11 protein-coding genes and 1 pseudogene are annotated in these 17458 nt (G+C 69.1%); 5 read left to right on the forward strand and 7 right to left on the reverse strand.

Going from position 1 to position 17458, the window contains the following annotated elements; genetic code table 11:
• Nucleotides 1–111: 111 nt before the first annotated feature.
• Nucleotides 112–714: pseudogene (locus FHR38_RS17200) on the forward strand (IS110 family transposase); the annotation flags it as partial.
• Nucleotides 715–951: 237 nt separating this feature from the next.
• Here FHR38_RS17200 and FHR38_RS17205 read toward each other — a convergent pair.
• The 4 genes from FHR38_RS17205 to FHR38_RS17220 form a co-directional block, all read right to left on the reverse strand.
• A complete protein-coding gene (locus FHR38_RS17205; RefSeq protein ID WP_184535629.1) occupies nucleotides 952–1257 on the reverse strand; it encodes a hypothetical protein in 306 nt (101 codons plus the stop codon).
• A gap of 229 nt (nucleotides 1258–1486) precedes the next feature.
• A complete protein-coding gene (locus FHR38_RS17210; RefSeq protein WP_184535630.1) occupies nucleotides 1487–4816 on the reverse strand; it encodes a lamin tail domain-containing protein in 3330 nt (1109 codons plus the stop codon).
• 97 nt (nucleotides 4817–4913) lie between these two features.
• A complete protein-coding gene (locus FHR38_RS17215; RefSeq protein WP_184539790.1) occupies nucleotides 4914–5936 on the reverse strand; it encodes a GNAT family N-acetyltransferase in 1023 nt (340 codons plus the stop codon).
• 72 nt (nucleotides 5937–6008) lie between these two features.
• Nucleotides 6009–7295 (reverse strand): lytic transglycosylase domain-containing protein, encoded by a 1287-nt coding sequence (locus FHR38_RS17220; protein WP_312882223.1) that lies wholly within the window; start codon nucleotides 7293–7295, stop codon nucleotides 6009–6011.
• 57 nt (nucleotides 7296–7352) lie between these two features.
• Here FHR38_RS17220 and FHR38_RS17225 point away from each other — a divergent pair, with 57 nt between their 5' ends.
• Entirely contained in the window at nucleotides 7353–7568 is a 216-nt protein-coding gene (locus tag FHR38_RS17225; RefSeq protein WP_184535631.1) for an FmdB family zinc ribbon protein, read from the forward strand.
• Between the two features lie 185 nt (nucleotides 7569–7753).
• Nucleotides 7754–10606, forward strand: a complete 2853-nt coding sequence (locus FHR38_RS17230) for an ATP-binding protein (protein WP_184535632.1) — start codon at nucleotides 7754–7756, stop codon at nucleotides 10604–10606.
• A 131-nt stretch (nucleotides 10607–10737) separates the two neighbouring features.
• On the opposite strand, the gene FHR38_RS17235 is transcribed toward FHR38_RS17230, so the two are convergent.
• Complete coding sequence (locus FHR38_RS17235) at nucleotides 10738–12393, reverse strand: glycoside hydrolase family 10-like protein (protein WP_184535633.1); 1656 nt, start codon at nucleotides 12391–12393, stop codon at nucleotides 10738–10740.
• 259 nt (nucleotides 12394–12652) lie between these two features.
• Here FHR38_RS17235 and FHR38_RS17240 point away from each other — a divergent pair, with 259 nt between their 5' ends.
• Nucleotides 12653–13666 carry a potassium channel family protein gene (locus FHR38_RS17240; RefSeq protein ID WP_184535634.1) on the forward strand — a complete coding sequence of 338 codons (1014 nt, stop codon included), beginning with the start codon at nucleotides 12653–12655 and terminating at the stop codon, nucleotides 13664–13666.
• Between the two features lie 89 nt (nucleotides 13667–13755).
• On the opposite strand, the gene FHR38_RS17245 is transcribed toward FHR38_RS17240, so the two are convergent.
• Both FHR38_RS17245 and FHR38_RS17250 read right to left on the reverse strand, forming a co-directional pair.
• The gene (locus FHR38_RS17245; RefSeq protein WP_184535635.1) at nucleotides 13756–14790 is read right to left on the reverse strand and encodes a 2-oxoacid:ferredoxin oxidoreductase subunit beta; all 1035 of its coding nucleotides are present in this window, start codon (nucleotides 14788–14790) and stop codon (nucleotides 13756–13758) included.
• Nucleotides 14783–16630 (reverse strand): 2-oxoacid:acceptor oxidoreductase subunit alpha, encoded by a 1848-nt coding sequence (locus tag FHR38_RS17250; RefSeq protein WP_184535636.1) that lies wholly within the window; start codon nucleotides 16628–16630, stop codon nucleotides 14783–14785. The genes FHR38_RS17245 and FHR38_RS17250 overlap by 8 nt, the downstream gene beginning before the upstream one ends.
• A gap of 405 nt (nucleotides 16631–17035) precedes the next feature.
• Here FHR38_RS17250 and ndhC point away from each other — a divergent pair, with 405 nt between their 5' ends.
• On the forward strand, nucleotides 17036–17416 hold the full coding sequence (gene ndhC / locus FHR38_RS17255; RefSeq protein ID WP_184535637.1) for an NADH-quinone oxidoreductase subunit A: 381 nt from the start codon (nucleotides 17036–17038) through the stop codon (nucleotides 17414–17416).
• Nucleotides 17417–17458: the final 42 nt, after the last annotated feature.

Here is a 17458-nt window from a genome sequence, read left to right on the forward strand (position 1 = left end):
CGCTGGGATCGCGAACGGCTCATCGGAGGGTAGGCCACAGAGCCTCGTCATTAGGGCGCCGCGCGTTCCTGCCAGGGTCGCCACCAGCAGTAGAAGGGAGAGGAGTGCAAGTTGACAGTGTTCTGTGGCATCGACTGGTCCGAGCGACACCACGACGTCGCCCTCGTTGATGAGCACGGCCAGTTGGTTGGTAAGCGCCGCATCAGCGATGACCTGGAGGGCTTTACGACGCCGCTCGGGATGCTGGACGCCGCGGGCGACAACGGCGACGAGCCGCTCCCAGTAGCAATCGAGACTCCGCGAGGGCTGCTGGTCGCGGCTCTGTGTGCCACCAGCAGGATGGTGTACTCGATCAACCCGATGGCGGTTGTCCGCTACCGGGAGCGGCACTCGGTGTCGCGGAAGAAGTCCGACCACGTCGACGCGATGGTTCTTGCCAACATTCTGCGTATCGACGCTCACGTGCACCGGCCGCTGCCCGCTGACAGTGAGCTCGTGCAGGCTGTCGCGGTGCTCGCTCGTGCCCATCAGGACGCCACGTGGCGGCGTACCCGGGCGTCCAACGAGCTGCGGTCGCTGCTGCGAGAGTGCTTTCCCGTCTTCCTCGCCGCGTTTGCCGGCCGGAAGGGGCACCTGACCAGCCCCGAGGCCCGCGCCGTGCTAGCCATCGCTCCCACGCCGGCGGTCGCCGCTACGCTGTCCCGGGCCCGGATCGACTTGCCGCCGCCGGCTACCTCTGGGCCTTCGTCGCCGCCACCCACGCCCCACCAGCCAAGCAGCACTACCAACGCCGGCGCGACCATGGTGATCGTGATCGCCACCCAGATGCGTTCCGCAACCTGTTCAACCGCCTGCCTGCACCACTGTCTCGCGGCCGGCCAGCTCTACGACCCGGCCAAGGCGTTCATCCTGACGCAGCCCTGCACATAGCTGAGCCGCATACGGCGGCGTCTAACCTTCCAGGTGACCTCGCGCCTCCCGCCACAGCTTCTCGAACTCAGTGACCGACACAACCTGCCAGTCGATCAGCTCATCCGGTGCCAGCGGCACTTCGGCCACGACGCCGTACGTCGTCTGATACTGCTGGATACGGCCCGCGTCGAGCTCGCGCATCCACTCCTGCAGCGACGCCGCTACTATCGGCACCCGGCCGGAACCCTGCAGCTCAAGATGGCGGGTCACCCAGCCGTCATCATCCAGCTCGAGGTAGAACCAGATGTCTTCCTCATTCCAGTGCCGCCGCACAAACCGAGCCACGGATCAGATCCTTCCACCAGGATCAGGCTTGACCGCTGGGGAGATCGGAGGTCTTTTTGATCATCCCTGGCCGGACTGCTCAGTCGCTCGGGCTGGTACGACCTACCCGGCCGATCGGGACGCGCGACGTGGCCGGAACCAGTGGTGGGGGCAGGTCGCGCAGATTCGCCGCGTCCCGCCCCCACCACGGATGGATCTGGGTTACTTGTCCTCGTTGAGGATGAGCTGGCTAGTCGTCGTTCACGATGGTGCCGAAGGCCAGTGGGTCGGTCAGCCGCAACGACGGCTCACCGACGACGGTGAAGAGCAGCTTCTCGTTCACCTCGCGCTTGCGATCACCCTGGACCGTCACCGTGAAGGTGACCGAGGTCTGCCCGGCGGGCAGCGTGCGGCACTCGGCGAACCACTTGAAGTCAATGCCGGGCAGGGCGGTCACCCCCAGTGCCGTCGCGCAGAGGCGTACCGGCTGGGACAGTGGGCGCGACACCTCGACCGTGAAGACCATCGGGGTGCTGCCCTGGTCGCCCTCGACCACCGAGACGTCGGCCACCGACAGCGCCGGCCGGGAGTGGAACCGGGCCACCTGCGGATCGTGGTCGCTGGAACCCCGGGACCCGTCACCCGCATGCTCGGCTGGCCAGTCGGCGTTGACGTGGGCGGCCCGCATCTCGATCAGGTCGCCGTACAGGGGACCGTTGACGAACAGGTGGTCCAGGGTCTGTGCGTGCCCGTCGAAGACGTACGAGTAGGCCGAGGCCGGGGCGTCGGCGGCCAGGTCGTCCCAGAGGTTACGCAGGCCCGCGTCGTAGAGCGGGGCGAGCTGGTCGGACGGGGTCGGGTTGGTGGCGGTAGCAATGGGATCGTCCGGGCGGGGGAAGACGTTCAGGTCCCCGCCATACACCACCCGGGCGTGCGCGTCCGCCGCCTCGATCGCCTGCACGATCGCCGTGCCGTACGCCGCCTGCTCGCGGCGCTGCCCCACCCGGCTGTCCGGCCCGGACGAGTAGTGGTTGCTCACCGCCCAGAGGGTGAACCGGTCGGCTGAGCCGGGAGCGGCGGCCACCGAGAACCTGGCCACCTGGGGTGCCCGGGTGAAGACGTTGGAGCCGTCCACCCCGGTCGAGCGGTCCACATCCTCCGGCAGGACCGCGTTGAGGGTCTTCGGGTTCTGCACCTCGGCGTTGCTGGGCAGGCCGGCGGACCGGTACTGCACCGTCGGCGTCGCGCCGAGCACCGGGTCGGCCGCGTCGGCCGGGGCCAGCGACAGCCGGTCGGTGCGGTAGAGGAATCCCGAGGTGATACCCCGGGCGTCAGCGCCGCTGCGGTCGTACGTCGCCGCGTAGGCAGGTCCGCCCGCAGCCGCCACGGCCAGCGCCAACTCCTGGAGGGTGTCCGGCGCACCGTCGGCGTCGTTGGTGTCCCCGCAGACCAGCGTCGTCCCGGAGACCGAGCAGATGTCCTGGTCCTCGGCCTCCTGTACCAGCAGCAGATCCGGCGCGTGCAGGTCCTTGACGATCTGGTCGGCGAGCGCGGCCAACTGTGCGGCGTACTCCTCGGCACTGGCCGGGACGTAGTCGAACGGCGGACGTACCCCGGGGCATCCGCTGTTGCCGGTGAAGTCACAGCCGTCGAACGGGTCGTCGCGGTAGTCGTACAGGTTCTCCACGTTGTACGTCGCGACGGCCAGCTCGCGGTTGCGGTCGGCCGGGCGCGGCGGGTGGTTGGCGGCGGGGTCGGCCCCGGCGCCGAAGTTCGCCTGCTCGACCTGTACGCCGTACTTCTCGAACGAGTAGTAGAGCCCGCCCACCGCGTCGGCGGTGAGCTTGTCGAAGGTACGGGCCGGCGGGAGAAGCGTCGTGTTGTCCCCGGTACGACCCTTCACACCCATGCTGCCCAGCATGATCCGCTGACCGTTGCCGTCGTCGAAGAGGCGGCTCGGGTCGTTGTCCAGCGGATGGGCGTCCCGGAAGACCCGGGCGGCGTACGGATCGGCCCGGTCCAGCAGCGGATCGTCCCGGTCGACCAGCCAGATCTCCGCGTCAGCGGTGGACGCGAAGACGTTCCGGCCACTGACCGCGCCACTGCCGGCGCGGACCCGGAGCCGGGCCCCCTCGTGCCGTTCCCAGAACCGCTCGGCGGCGGCCAGGTCGGCCGGCGGCACCGTGTCGGTCACCTCGACCTCGGTGTCCACGTCGAGGCCGGTAGCGAGCCGGTTCACCAACGAGGCGCCGGAGAGCTGGGTCATGTTGTAGTACTCGGACACCCGGGCACGCAGCACCACCTCGTCACCGACTGTCGGCACGTAGCCGCCGATCAGGCTGGTGTTGGCGCCCATGAAGACGTAGATGCCGTCCGAGGTGGTCGGGTCACCGTCCCGGTCGGAGAGCCGGCTCTGCAGGAAGAACCCGTGCTGGTCGACCCCGGCCGAGGTGCGGGCCAGGGTGCGCTGGGTGATGACGCCCCGGACGTCGTAGCGGTCGCTGCTGCTGCCGTTACCCGAGGCGGGGGCCAACGGGGAACGGTCGGCCGGGCCGGACTCGGTGTCCAGGGTCTGCCCCTGCACCTCGCCGACGGTCAGCACCGTCGTCACCTGGACGGTCAGCGGACAGCTGCTGGTCGTACCGTCGGCGTCGGTCGCGGTCACGGTCACCGCGTAGGAGCCGGCGGGCAGGTCGGCGCTCGCGGTGAGCACCGCCCGCGCCGTGCCACCGACCCGGTCGGCGGGGGTGAGCGAGGTACGGGAGATCGAGCCGGTGGCGGGCGTCGGGGTCACGGCGGTGACCGCCAGGTCGACGATGGTGTCGTCCGGGTCGGTCGCGGTGACCTCGCGGGTCGCCGCGGTGCCCAGCGACGTGACCAGGGTGTCGCCGCAGATCAGGGTGGCCGGCTGGTCGACCGGACCACCGTTGTCGATCGTGTGCGTGCCCAGGCCGTCGAAGGTGTCAGCCGGCAGACCGGTCCACTGCGTTGCCGGGTCGAAGGCGTCGGTCGGGTCGGTGTCGCCGGTGGTGACCGAGGACTTCCGGCGCAGTGTGTTGTCGGCGGTGCTGGTCAACCCGCTGCCCCACTCGCTGCCCGGGTCGGTGCCCACCTGGCCGAGCGAGTCCACCAGCCGGTCGCCGGCCCGCAGTACGACAGCGTCGTCCCCGTTGAACAGGCCGGTCCCGGTGGTCTGGTCGGCTTGGGCCAGGATGGCCCCCGCCGAGGCGGAGTGTGCGAAGACGAACACGTCACCGGCGGCGACCGTGCCGGTGAGTGGAAAGTCGGTCGGGTTGGTGGACCCGTTGAAGTAGAGCTGCAACCGGTACCCGGCGGCGGCGAGGTCGATGGCGGCACCGGTGCCGTTGTACAGCTCGATGGCCTTGTTGTTGGAAGAGCCTTCGACGTACTCGGAGATGAACAGATCGGTCGGGGCGGCGCTGGCCGCGACCGGGCTCAGTCCCACGACGGTGAGACTGGCGGCGGTGACGGTGGCCAGCGCGGTGAGCGTTCGGCTCGGACGTCTGGATGACGTACGTCGCCCGGACAGCGACGAGTGGGTATGGCGACGCGGGCGCATACGGCCTCCACAGGGTACGGACAAAACCTAGAGCACGTTAAGGCGTGGCTTCAGTCGACGTCCATCCCTGGGCGGTGCCGGTGGGGCGGTGTCGGGGTCAGCGGGTGGCGCCCAGGTGGTGTACCAGGACGGCGACGTCGGCGGCGTACTCGCACCAGTCCCGATCTGGCTGGAAGCCGAGTTCGGCGTTGACCTGGATCATCGCCTCGTTGGACTGGGCGTTCCAGGTCTGCACCTCTGCCAGTTCCGGTTCGGCCGAGCGGAGTTCGAGCAGCATCCGTGCCTTGATCGCTCGGTCGATGCCGTGCCCGCGGTGCTGCCGGACGACGATCGTGTCGTACTGGTCGGCTCGGGTGGGATGCTGGGCCGGTACGACGACCTCGGTCAGGCCGGCCACCACGCCGCTGCTCTCCTCGATGGCGAGCACGATGTAGGGCTTCATGCCCCGGCGGTGCAGGCAGTCGAGGCTGTCCCGCAACCGTTCCGGGTCGACCGAACTCGGCCGGAGGTCGAGGTCACCATCGTCGACGTCGCGCAGCTCCGCCTTGGCCCGGGCGTACGCCTCGACCAGTGGGTCGGGTGGGCCGCCGGGGTAGAACTCGACCCGATATCCATCGCCGATGCCGCCGGCCATCTTTTCCAGTGCCGGCCAGTCCACGCTGGACAGCTGAAGGACGCTGCGGGTCTCCAGGAATTCCCGGTCGAAGCCGAGGGCTTCATAGAAGCTGACGGCCGGAGTGCCGCCGACCACCTCCACGCCGAGCGCGGAAAACCCCTCCTGGTAGGCCCGTCGGGCAGCGGTGGCAAGCAGTTGCCGACCCAGTCCCTGGCGTCTCACCTCGGGGTGCACCAGCACCTCGATGACCCCGATGTCCCCGAGTAGTAGGACGTGGACGTAGCCAAGGATGCGGCAGCCCACTTGTTGCGGCTCTGGTTCCTTCTCGGCGATCCAGGCGATCCGTCGGGAACCGGGCATCACCTCGACGAGGTACTCCCGTAGCGAGCTTGCCTGCCAGGGGGGATCGTCTGGAAGGTCCGCCGCCAGCGCCGCGTTGAAAGTGTGCAGCAATGACTCGATCGCGTCCGACGACGCGGTCCGAGGGTCCCACTCGCGCACCATCACCAGTACAGCTTGCCGCTAACCGGAGCCGGGCGGAAGTGCCCAGTTCTCCAAGGTGTGCGAGTGTTCACGCTAAGTGCGGCTGGCTATGCCGTACCGGTTGGCGGTATCGAACACCGACTGGGCGTATGCCCGCACGTCGTTGTAGGAGAGGATGGCGTTCCACCAGTCCCGAGCGGTGGAAAGGTCACGGCCACCGGTGCACAGATAGTTACCGGCCGCAAGCGCCGCATCGTTGATGTTGTGCGGGTCCTTCAGCCCGTCGTTGTCGGCGTCGGCACCGTTTGACTGCCAGGTGGTGGGGATGAACTGCATCGGACCGACGGCCCGGTCGTAGGTGGTGTCACCGTCCAGAAGACCACGATCGGTGTCCATGATCTTCTGGGTGCCGCCGGTGCCGGTCAGCGGCGGGCCGAAGATCTTGGGCAGCGCCTGTCCGTTGGGCTGGAGCTGGGCGTTGTTGTGTTGGCCGTGGTTGGACTCGACCGAGCCGATCGCCGCCAGCGTGGTCCAGCTCAGCCGGCACGAGGGGGTGGTCCGGGCGAGGGCCAGTTCGGCGTACCCGTACGCCTGCATCGCGATCGGCGAGACGTTGATCCGATTACCGATCTGCTGGGCCCAGCTGGCGAGCAGGTCGATGCTACGGCCGCTGGTCCCGCCGGTGGGCAGGGCACTGGGCGACCCGGTCGGACCCACCGGCCCGGGGGACAGGTCGGGGTCCAGCGGTACCGGCCACTGGGCACCAGCGTCGGTCGCGGTGGGGCTGGCCGCGATCCTGGGCGCGGAGGCGGTGGCCGGGACGAGGACCGCGCCGGCCGTGCCGGTCGCCGCGACGAGCGCGAGCAGCATGAGGGCGGGTAGGGTCAGCCGGCCGCTGGGCCGTCGGGACCAGGCGCGTACGGCCCGGCCGGTGGTGACGGCGGCCTGTCGTGGCGGCGGGATCCGGCGTACGGCATGGGCGAAGGGCACCCGGACGCGCCGACGGCGTCCACCGGCTGCCGAATCCGCAACGGGCGCTACGTCCGGAGCCGCTGCTGCCTCGGCTGGCTTGCCGTCGTTCGACTCAACGCCGGCCGACTCGGGTTCGGCCGGCTTTTCTTCGTCCGGCTTGCTGCTGTCCGGCTCTGTTTTGGCCGGCTTCGCGTCATCCGGCTCTGATTTGGCTGGCTCGGCACCAGCCGGCTTTACTTCGTCCGGCTTTACTTCGTCCGGCTTGCTGCCGGCCGGTTTCGGGTCCGCCCGCTTGGTGTCGTGCTCGGTGCTGCCAGGATCGGGATTCGCTCTGACCACTGTCGCATCGGCTGCCGGTGCGCTGGGACGCAGGTGCCGAACCTTCGGGGTCTCCTCGCCGTCCGCCACGCGTCGAGTATTACCTATTGCGGCGATGCCGTCAGGTCCGGTCGTACCCTTGTGGGCATGCCCCGGTACGAGTTCCGCTGCCGAGCCTGCGGCGACACCTTCGAAATCGAACGTCCGATGGCGCAGTCATCCGCGCCGGCAACCTGCCCGCAGGGGCATGCCGACACCGTCAAGCTGCTTTCCACGGTTGCCGTGACCGGTCGGGGCGGTGTCGGACGGGAGTCGACACCACGTGGCGGCGGTGGTTGTTGTGGTGGAGGTTGTGGCTGCTGACAGCGCGACGCCGGTCGGTCAATGGCCGTAGCGTTCCGAACACAGTGGGTTGATTCCAATTCGCTCTGTCCGCACGTCGTCACCGGTTGGCACCTTGGGTCGGGCCCGCGCGTCCGTTCTTACGATGCGTAATCGCATGGTCATGCGGCAGCATGAACGCGACTCCAGGGGCGGAGGTTCCACGCATGTCGGCACGGATCCACCTGCCGAGTGGGCTGGTGACATTTATGTTCACCGACATCGAAGGCTCCACCAGGCTGGCCCAGATGCTCGGTACGGGCTATCGCCCGGTGCTCAGCGAGCATCGGCGACTGCTCCGTGACACGTTGACCGCGACCGAGGGCACGGAGCTGCTGACCGAGGGCGACTCCTTCTTCGTCGCGTTCGACCAGGCCACCGCCGCACTCGACGCGTGTCTGGCCGCGCAGCGGGCACTGTCCAACCACGAATGGCCGACGCCGGAGGCAGCTCCCCGGGTCCGGATGGGACTGCACACCGGCCACGCCGAGCCGCTGGCCGGTGAGTACGCCAGCGCCGAGGTACACCGGGCTGCCCGGATCGCCGCCGCCGCCCACGGCGGGCAGGTGCTCTGTTCCGGTGCGACCGCCCGGCACGCCGCACCACTGCCGGCCGGTGCCACCCTGCTCGACCTCGGCCTGCACCGGCTACGTGGTTTCGACGACCGGGAACGGCTCTTCCAACTGGTCGCACCGGGCCTGGAACGACGGTTTCCCCGACCCCGTACCGCCGAGTCGGTGCCGCACAACCTGCCGATCCAGGTCACCTCGTTCGTTGGTTGGCAGGCGGAACGGATCGAACTTGCGCGGCTGGTGAACGACCACCGCCTGGTCACCGTCGTCGGTGCGGGTGGGGCCGGCAAGACCCGGCTGGCGGTCGAGCTGGCCAGCGGAGTCGTCGACACGTACCCGGATGGGGTCTGGTTCGTCGACATCGCGACGGTGACCGACCCGGGGCTGGTCGCCTTCGCGATCGCCGCCGTGCTCGGCCTGCGCCCGGAACCGGGTCGGCCGATGGCCGAAACCCTCGTGGAATACGTAGCGTCCCGGCGGATGCTCATCCTGCTGGACACCTGCGACGCGCAGCCTGCGGCATCGGCCGAGGTCGCCGCGCGGCTGCTCACCGGTGGTAGCGGGGTGCGAGTGTTGGCCACCAGCAGGGAGCCGCTCGGCCTGCCCGGGGAGGTGGTGTGGCGGATCCCGCCGCTGTCGGTGCACCCCGGACCGGGCGGTACGCCGAGTGACGCGATCGCGTTGCTGCTGGACCGTACGGCGGCGGCCCGGGGCGGCCGACGAGCCGGCCCCGCCGAGGCGGTCGACCTGCAACGGGTGGTGGCCCGCCTGGACGGGCTGCCGTTGGCGATCGAACTCGCCGCCGCCCGACTACGGGTGCTTTCCGCCAGTCAGCTCGCCGAACGGCTGGACGACGTGCTGGGCACGTTGGACGCCGGGCGGGAGGAGCCAGAGCCGCCACCGGCGGCCAATGGTCGATGGGTGGCCAATCAGCATGACACGGTCGAGCTGACCGCTGCGGCGTTCGGTGCGGTGCCCCCGCCGGACGCCCGAGCCGCCCATCGGACCGCAACCCAGCGGCACGTCACGATGGAGGCGACCGTCACCTGGTCGTACCGCACCCTGGGGCCGCGTGCCGCTCGGCTGCTGCGCTGGCTGGCGGTCTTTTCCGGGCCGGTCGATCTGGCGACGGTGGAGTGGTTGCTGAACGACGATCCACTCGACCCACTCTCGGTGCTGGTGGACAAGTCGATGCTCCAGGCCGAGCCGACCGCCTCCGGCATCACCTATCGGATGCTCGACCCGATCCGGGCCTACGCCGCCCGCCGGCTGGTCGACGCAGGTGAGGAGAAGACCGCCCGGGACCGACACGTGGCCTGGTCGCTGAATGCCGCACAACGGGCCTACCTCGGCCCGGACGAGCGGCCGGTGACGCTGTCGTTGTACGCGCTCGATCCGCTCGCCGACGAGCTGCGGGCCGCGCTGCGGTGGACGACCACCGGCGGCAGCGCCCGGTACGGGTTGCAGCTGGCCGGGGTGCTGGATCAGTGGTGGCGGGAACGTGGGCTGGCCCGGGAGGGACGGTTGTGGTTGTTCCGGCTCTACGGGCGGATCGCCGAGACCCGGGAATCGATTCCCGACGCGGAACTGGCGATGGCGTACCACATGCATTCGATGCACGCCGGGGCCGACGGCGAGTTCGCCGAGGAACTGCGCTTTTCGAAGCGGGCGGAGAGTGCCGCTCGGCAGGCGGATGATGCCGGTCTACTCGCCCGGGTGCTCGCCGGTCGCGCCTCGCCATTGATCGACATGGGGCAGCGGGTCGAGGCGGAGCGGGTCTGTCGGGAGGTCATCGACTGGGGGCGGCGCAACGACGTCTCCGGGGACGCGCTCTTCGCCGTCTACAGCCTCGCCGAGTTGCTCTGGCATCGGGGTGCGCTGGACGAGGCGGCCGAGTTGCTGGGGGCGGCCCGCCCGGTGGAGGCGGCCCGGCCGGTGGAACGGGCCCGGCGCTCGGTCGACATGCTGCTCGGCATGGTGGCGCTGGCCCGGGGGGACCTGGTGGCCGCACACGACCATCTGGTGGTCGCGTTGCGCTCCCGGATGAGCCACGGCTTCCACGGGCGGGCCTGCGACACGGTCAACGCGATCGCGGTGCGGTGTGCGGCCGGCGGTGAGCCGGTGACGGCCGCCCGGCTGTTCGGGGCGGCTGCCCGGACCCGGTCGGTGATGCACCGCAGACCGGGGGTGTTCGGTGCCTACTGGTTGGCGGAGCAGGCCAAACTTCGTACGGAGTTGGGAGACCTGACCTTCGACGCCGCCTACGCCGAGGGTATGGAGCTGAGCCTGGCCGAGGCGGCGGCCGTCGCGCTGGCGGTGGAGCATCCCGACCTGGTGCCCGGCTCCATCCGGTTCTCCGTGGTCGAGCCACCAGCTCCCCGGTCGCGGCCCTCGTCGGACGTGCCGCCTCGGGTCGCCGAGCGGCGGGAGCACAAGGAACCACGTTGAGGCCGGACCAGCCAGGACGGGCGGCCAACTCCGACACCCGGGGAATATCCAGATCGCTCAGGCCGGTATCAGGAGGTGGGCCGGGCCGGGCCCCGGGACTTCACAAATCTCGGGGTCCGGCCCGGCGTCGGTCAGCGGACGAAGCGCGGCAGGCTCGGCGTGCTCTCGTTGTAGAGCCGGTCGAGCGTGGTCACCTGGTAGGTGTAGCGCTTGCCCGGTTCGGCGGTGGCGTCCAGGTAGGACTGTGCGCCCGTGCCGGTGGCCCGTACGGTGCCGACCAGGTGCGCGGCGTCGGCGAAGCCGCACTTGCCGGGCACGGTGATGCCGTCGAACCGGTAGACCGCGTACGAGGTGGCCTTGCCGAACGGGCCCAGCCCGTCGGCCGGCTGCTGCCAACGCAGCCGGACCCCGTCGGCCTGCCGGGTCGCCCCGGTGACGACCGGGAACAGCAGCGGCTTCGCGGCCAGGCGCGGCATGGTCGGCACGAGTGCCGGCCGGGAGTAGTGCTCGGCGGCGTAGACGTCGGTCGCGCCCAGCTTGTTCATCCGGATCTGCGTGGCGTTGAAGTGGATGTTGCCAGCCACCTCGGGGTAGTCCCGGTTGAAGGTCAGGTGCCGGGACATCTCGGCCGGGTCCTGCCAGGCGGCCGGCTGGCCGGGCTCACCGATCTTGTAGTCGGCCTGTCCGATGTAGAGCTGGACCTTGGTGCCGCGGACCACCTCGGACCACCACGGTACGAGCTTGGCGTAGTCGGCGACGGCCAGGCCGATGTTCCAGTAGACCTGCGGCACGATGTAGTCGATCCACTCCTCCTTGACCCACTTGCGGGTGTCGGCGAAGTTGGCGTCGTAGGACTGGGTGCCGTTGGTCTCCGAGCCGAGCGGGTCGGTGCCCTTGTTACGCCAGATGCCGAACGGGCTGACCCCGAACTTCACCCACGGCTTGGCGGCCTTGATCTTCTGGCCCATCTCCTGCACCAGCAGGTCGATGTTGTGCCGCCGCCAGTCCGCCTTGTTGGTGAAGTCGCCGCCGTGCTGCTCGAAGGTGGCCTGGTCGGCGAAGTCCTGCCCGGCCGCCGGGTACGGGTAGAAGTAGTCGTCGAAGTGCACGCCGTCGATGTCGTACCGGTTGACGGCGTCCATCATCGCGGTCTGCACGAACTGTCGTACCTCGGGAATGCCCGGGTTGTAGTAGAGCCGCGAGCCGGCGGCGTTGACCGGGTAGGCGACCGCCCAGTTTGGGTTCTGCCGGGCCGGGTGGCCGGGGGCGAGCTTGTCGAGGTCGGCACCGGCACCGTCCGGCATCGAGATCCGGTACGGGTTGAACCAGGCGTGGAACTCCAGGTTGCGCTTGTGTGCCTCGTCGACCAGGTAGGCCAGCGGGTCCCAGCCCGGGTCCTGGCCGCGTACCCCGGTCAGGAACTCCGACCAGGGCTCGTGCGGCGACGGCCAGAACGCGTCGGCGGTGGGGCGGACCTGCACGACCACGGCGTTGTGGTTGAGCTGCTGGGCGAGGTCGAGCCAGCCGGAGTACTCGGCCTTCTGGGTGGCGATCCGGTCCGGCGCGGTGTAGGACGCCTTGGTCGGCCAGTCGATGTTGACCACCGAGGCGATCCACATGGCCCGGAACTGCCGCTTCGGCGTGGCCGGGTCAGGCTGGCAGGTGGTGCTGTTGCTGCTCGGGTCCGGTGCCGCGGGCGCGGGGGCGGCGCTCGCGGGCGTGGCGGCGACGAGCGCGCCGAGGAGCGCTACGGCCACCCCGGCGGCTCTGAGCCGATTTGCCTTCATGCGGTGTGTCCCTTCATTGGGGCTCCCGGTCAGGGTTGGGCGCGGCGGGCCGGCTGGACCGGAGGTCGACCCCGGGCTGCCGGGCCGACTCGGCAAGATTCGCCGTTCGGCAACCATCGCTCAGAAGGAAATTTTCATAGAGTTCGGTGGAACGCAAGCCCTCCTCGGTGTGACCCGGCCGGCTGAACGCGGCTTGCGACACGGGTACGGACTATGGTGTGCACGTGCAGGCGCGAGCGGGGGCGGAGCGGGACGAGAAGTGATCCACTTTCCGGTCGTACGCAAGGGGCCCCTACGCGCGTTGAGCCTGCGGCTCTTCGCGGCGCTCGTCCTGGTGCTGGTCATCGTCGGGGTCGTCTACCTCGACCGAGACGGCTATCGGGACGTCAACGAAGACGGCATGACCCTGCTCGACTGCTTCTACTACGCCGTGGTCACGCTCTCGACCACCGGGTACGGCGACATCACCCCGGTGTCGGACAGCGCCCGATGGGTGAACGTCCTGATAGTTACCCCCGCCCGGGTGCTCTTCCTGATCATCCTGGTCGGCACCACCCTGGAAGTCCTGACCGAGCAGTACCGCACCAGCCTGCGCACGACGCGGTGGAGGAGGAACGTGAAGGACCACGTCATCGTCTGCGGCTACGGGACCAAGGGCCGCAGCGCCATCTCCGCCCTGCTGGAGACAGGCTTCGACAAGTCACGCATCATCGTGGTCGAGCGCAACCCCACCGTCGTACGACAGGCCACCTCGGCTGGGCTGGTCGCGATCGAAGGATCAGCCACCCGGTCGGCGGTGCTCGACGAGGCCCATGTCCGCAACGCCAAGGCGGTGATTATCGCGGCGGACTCCGACGACGCGTCCGTGCTGGTCACGTTGACCGTACGGCAGCTCACCGTCGGGCAGGTCCGGATCATCGCCGCCGTACGGGAGGCGGAGAACGCGCCACTGCTCAAGCAGAGCGGGGCGCACCACGTCATCGTCTCCTCGGCGACCGCCGGTCGACTGTTGGGGCTGTCCACCTCGGCACCGCCGCTCATCGACGTCGTCGAGGACCTGCTCTCCCCCGGCCAGGGCATGGCGCTGGCCATGCGCTCGGCCAACCGGGACGAGGTCGGCCGCTCCCCCCGGGAGTTGGAGACCCTGGTCATCGCCCTGGTTCGGCGCGGCAAGGTGGTCTCGCTGGCCGATCCGGGCGGTGGGGCGATCGAGACCGGCGACATGCTGGTCTACGTCCGCGACGACCGTTCACCCGCCCCGGCCGCCAGCTGATCCACCCCTGCCGAGTTGACCAAGAGGTTTGCGTCCGGTCCGAGCAGGGACCATGACGCAAACCTCTTGATCAACGCTGCGGTTCGGAGTTAGTTGATCGTCCAGGTGTCGCCGGAATGCAGCAACTCGGTGAGCAGTTCTTCCGGCGTACCGGTGGCCTCGGCCTTGGCGGTCTCCACCTGCTCCTGCACCACCTCGTCGTAGGAGGGGCGTTCGACCTGCCGGAACACGCCGATCGGGGTGTTCCGCAGGTCGAGGTCGGGTAGCCGGGACAGGGCGAAGGCGTACGCCGGGTCGGCCACCGCCGCGTCGTGGGTGAGGATCTCGTCGGGTGACACCGAGGCGGTCTCGCGGACCGCCAGGCCGAACCCGCCCGGTGGGTGCACCACGCAGAACTGCCCGTCCTTGCCGAAGGTTATCGGCTGGCCGTGCTCCAGGCGGATCAGGTAGTCGTCCCGGGTCGCCGGCTCCTTGAGCTGGTCGAAGGCACCGTCGTTGAAGATGTTGCAGTTCTGGTAGATCTCCACGAACGCCGAGCCCTTGTGCTCGGCCGCCGCCCGCAGCACCGACTGGAGGTGCTTACGGTCCGAGTCGACGGTGCGGGCCACGAAGGTGGCCTCCGCGCCCAACGCCAACGACAACGGGTTGAACGGGGCGTCCGCCGAACCGACCGGAGTCGACTTGGTGATCTTCCCGACCTCGGAGGTGGGGGAGTACTGGCCCTTGGTCAGCCCGTAGATCCGGTTGTTGAAGAGCAGGATCTTCAGGTTGACGTTACGACGCAACGCGTGGATCAGGTGGTTGCCACCGATCGACAGCGCGTCGCCGTCACCGGTCACCACCCAGACCGACAGGTCCGGCCGGGACACCGACAGCCCGGTGGCGATGGCCGGCGCGCGGCCGTGGATCGAGTGCATCCCGTACGTGTTCATGTAGTACGGGAAGCGCGACGAGCAACCAATTCCGGAGACGAAGGTGATCCGCTCGCGGGGGATGCCCAACTCCGGCAGGAACGACTGCACCGCGGCGAGGATCGCGTAGTCACCGCAGCCGGGGCACCAGCGCACCTCCTGGTCGGACTTGAAGTCCTTGGTGGTGAGCTTGACAGCGACAGGCTCAGGCATTCTTCACGACCTCCTCCAGCATCGTCTCCAGCTCGGTGGCGGTGAACGGCAGACCACGGACCTGGTTGTAGCCGACCGCGTCGACCAGGTAACGGGCCCGGATCACCTGAGCCAGCTGGCCGAGGTTCATCTCCGGGATCACCACCCGGTCGTACGACCCCAGCACGTCACCGAGGTTGGCCGGCAGCGGCGAGAGATGCCGCAGATGGGCCTGGGCGATCGCCGAGCCCCGCTGCCGCAGCGCCCGGCAGGCCGCACCGATCGGTCCGTAGGTCGAGCCCCAACCGAGCACCAGGACACGGGCGTCACCGTCCGGGTCCTCCACCTCGACGTCCGGCACCGGGATCGACTCGATCCGGGCGGCCCGGGTCCGCACCATGAAGTCGTGGTTGGCCGGGTCGTACGAGATGTCGCCGGTCTTGTCGGCCTTCTCCAGGCCACCGATGCGGTGCTCCAGCCCCGGCGTGCCGGGAATGGCCCACGGCCGGGCCAGGGTGACCGGATCGCGCAGGTAGGGCAGGAACGTCTTGCCGTCCTCGCCGTTGGGCTCGGTGGCGAACTCGACCGTCAGCTCGGGCAGGGAGGCCACGTCGGGCAGCAGCCACGGCTCGGAACCGTTGGCCACGTAGTTGTCCGACAGCAGGATCACCGGCGTGCGGTAGGTCAGCGCGATCCGGGCAGCTTCCAGTGCCGCGTAGAAGCAGTCGGCCGGTGACCTCGGGGCGATGACCGCGATCGGTGCCTCACCGTGCCGGCCGAAGAGCGCCATGTTGAGGTCGGCCTGCTCGGTCTTGGTGGGCATGCCGGTCGACGGTCCGGCCCGTTGCACGTCCACGATGACCAGCGGCAGTTCGAGCGCCACCGCCAGGGAGATGGTCTCGCCCTTGAGCGCGACGCCGGGGCCGCTGGTGGTGGTCACGCCGAGCGCGCCACCGTACGACGCGCCCAGGGCCGCCCCGACGGCGGCGATCTCGTCCTCGGCCTGGACGGTGGTGATGCCGAACCGCTTGTGCTTGCTCAGCTCGTGCAGGATGTCCGAGGCAGGGGTGATCGGGTAGGCACCCAGGAACACCGGCAGCTTCGACCGTACGCCGGCCGCGACCAGCCCCAGGGAGAGGGCCGCGTTACCGGTGATGTTGCGGTAGGTGCCGGTCTGCATCCGAGCTGGCTTGACCTCGTAGCGCACCGCGAAGTCCTCGGTGGTCTCACCGAAGTTCCAGCCGGCCTTGAAGGCGGCGGTGTTCGCCGCGACCAGTTCCGGCCGCTTGGCGAACTTGCGTTCCAGGAACCGGATCGTGGAGGCGTACGGCCGGGAGTACATCCAGGAGAGCAGGCCGAGGGCGAACATGTTCTTGGCCCGCTCGGCGTCCTTCTTGGAGATGGCGTGTTCGGCCAACGCGCCCACGGTCATCGAGGTCAACGCGACCGGATGCACCGCGTAACCGTCGAGTGAGCCGTCGTCCAGGGGACTGACCTGGTAGCCGACCTTGGCCAGGTTGCGCTTGGTGAACTCGTCGGTGTTGACGATGATGTCCGCGCCTCGGGGCAGGTCGACCAGGTTGGCCTTCAGCGCCGCCGGGTTCATCGCCACCAGCACGTTGGGCGAGTCACCGGGGGTGAGAATGTCGTAGTCGGCGAAGTGCACCTGGAAGCTGGACACTCCGGGTAGGGTGCCGGCGGGGGCCCGGATCTCCGCCGGGAAGTTCGGCAGGGTCGAGATGTCGTTGCCGAGTTGGGCGGTTTCCGAGGTGAATCGGTCCCCGGTCAGCTGCATACCATCACCGGAGTCGCCTGCGAACCGGATGACCACCCGATCCAATTGCCGGACCTGCTTGGTCACAGTCGCACCTCGCTCCGCTCGGCTCCGCCCCGGTGGGGGAGCCCGACGGTGACCTCGCGTTGCTCGGTCACATGACCTCCTTGAGCACTGGCGGCGGCGGGGTGACGCGCTCGCGGCCCGCTCTGCCCTTCACCCCAGAGCCTACGTCGGATCCTTAGGTAATCCTTCCCCCAGGTCCGCCGTGTGGGAAGCAAGAATCGATGCATTTGTCGGTTATCTAGCATGTGATCCCGCTGGTGTCGTAACTCAGATCACCACCATGGGCCGATTGATCGACCGGATACGGTGGCTTTCACCGTACGGGCGTACGGCACGAGCCGACCGCGATCCGGCTGTGCGTGGCGGCCGTGGATCCGACTACGCGTGGCGGCCCACGGCCAGTGCCGGGCGGGTAGGCTGCCGCCCATGGATGGGTATCTGGGGTCATACGCGACACTCGGGATCCTCCTTCTGGTCAGCGTCGTGTTCTTCGTCGTCGCGTTCGGCGCGAACCGGCTGCTCCAGCCGGCCCGGCCCGCCGAGCCACCGGGTAAGCGGGCGACCTACGAATGCGGGCTCGACCCGGTCGGTGGCGACTGGGCGCAGATGCAGATCCGCTACTACGTCTACGCGTACCTCTACGTGCTCTTCGCCGTGGAGTCCGTCTTTCTCTTCCCCTGGGCGGTGGTCTTCGATCGGCCCGGATTCGGTCTGGTGACCGTGGCCGAGATGGGGATCTTCGTTGCGGTGCTCGCGCTGGGCATCCTCTACGCGTGGCGCAAGAACATCCTCCGCTGGACCGACTGAACCCGTACTCGACAAGATCGATGGGCTCGACTGCGGTTGGCA

The sequence above is a fragment of the Micromonospora polyrhachis genome, assembly GCF_014203835.1.
Classification (GTDB): domain Bacteria; phylum Actinomycetota; class Actinomycetes; order Mycobacteriales; family Micromonosporaceae; genus Micromonospora_H; species Micromonospora_H polyrhachis.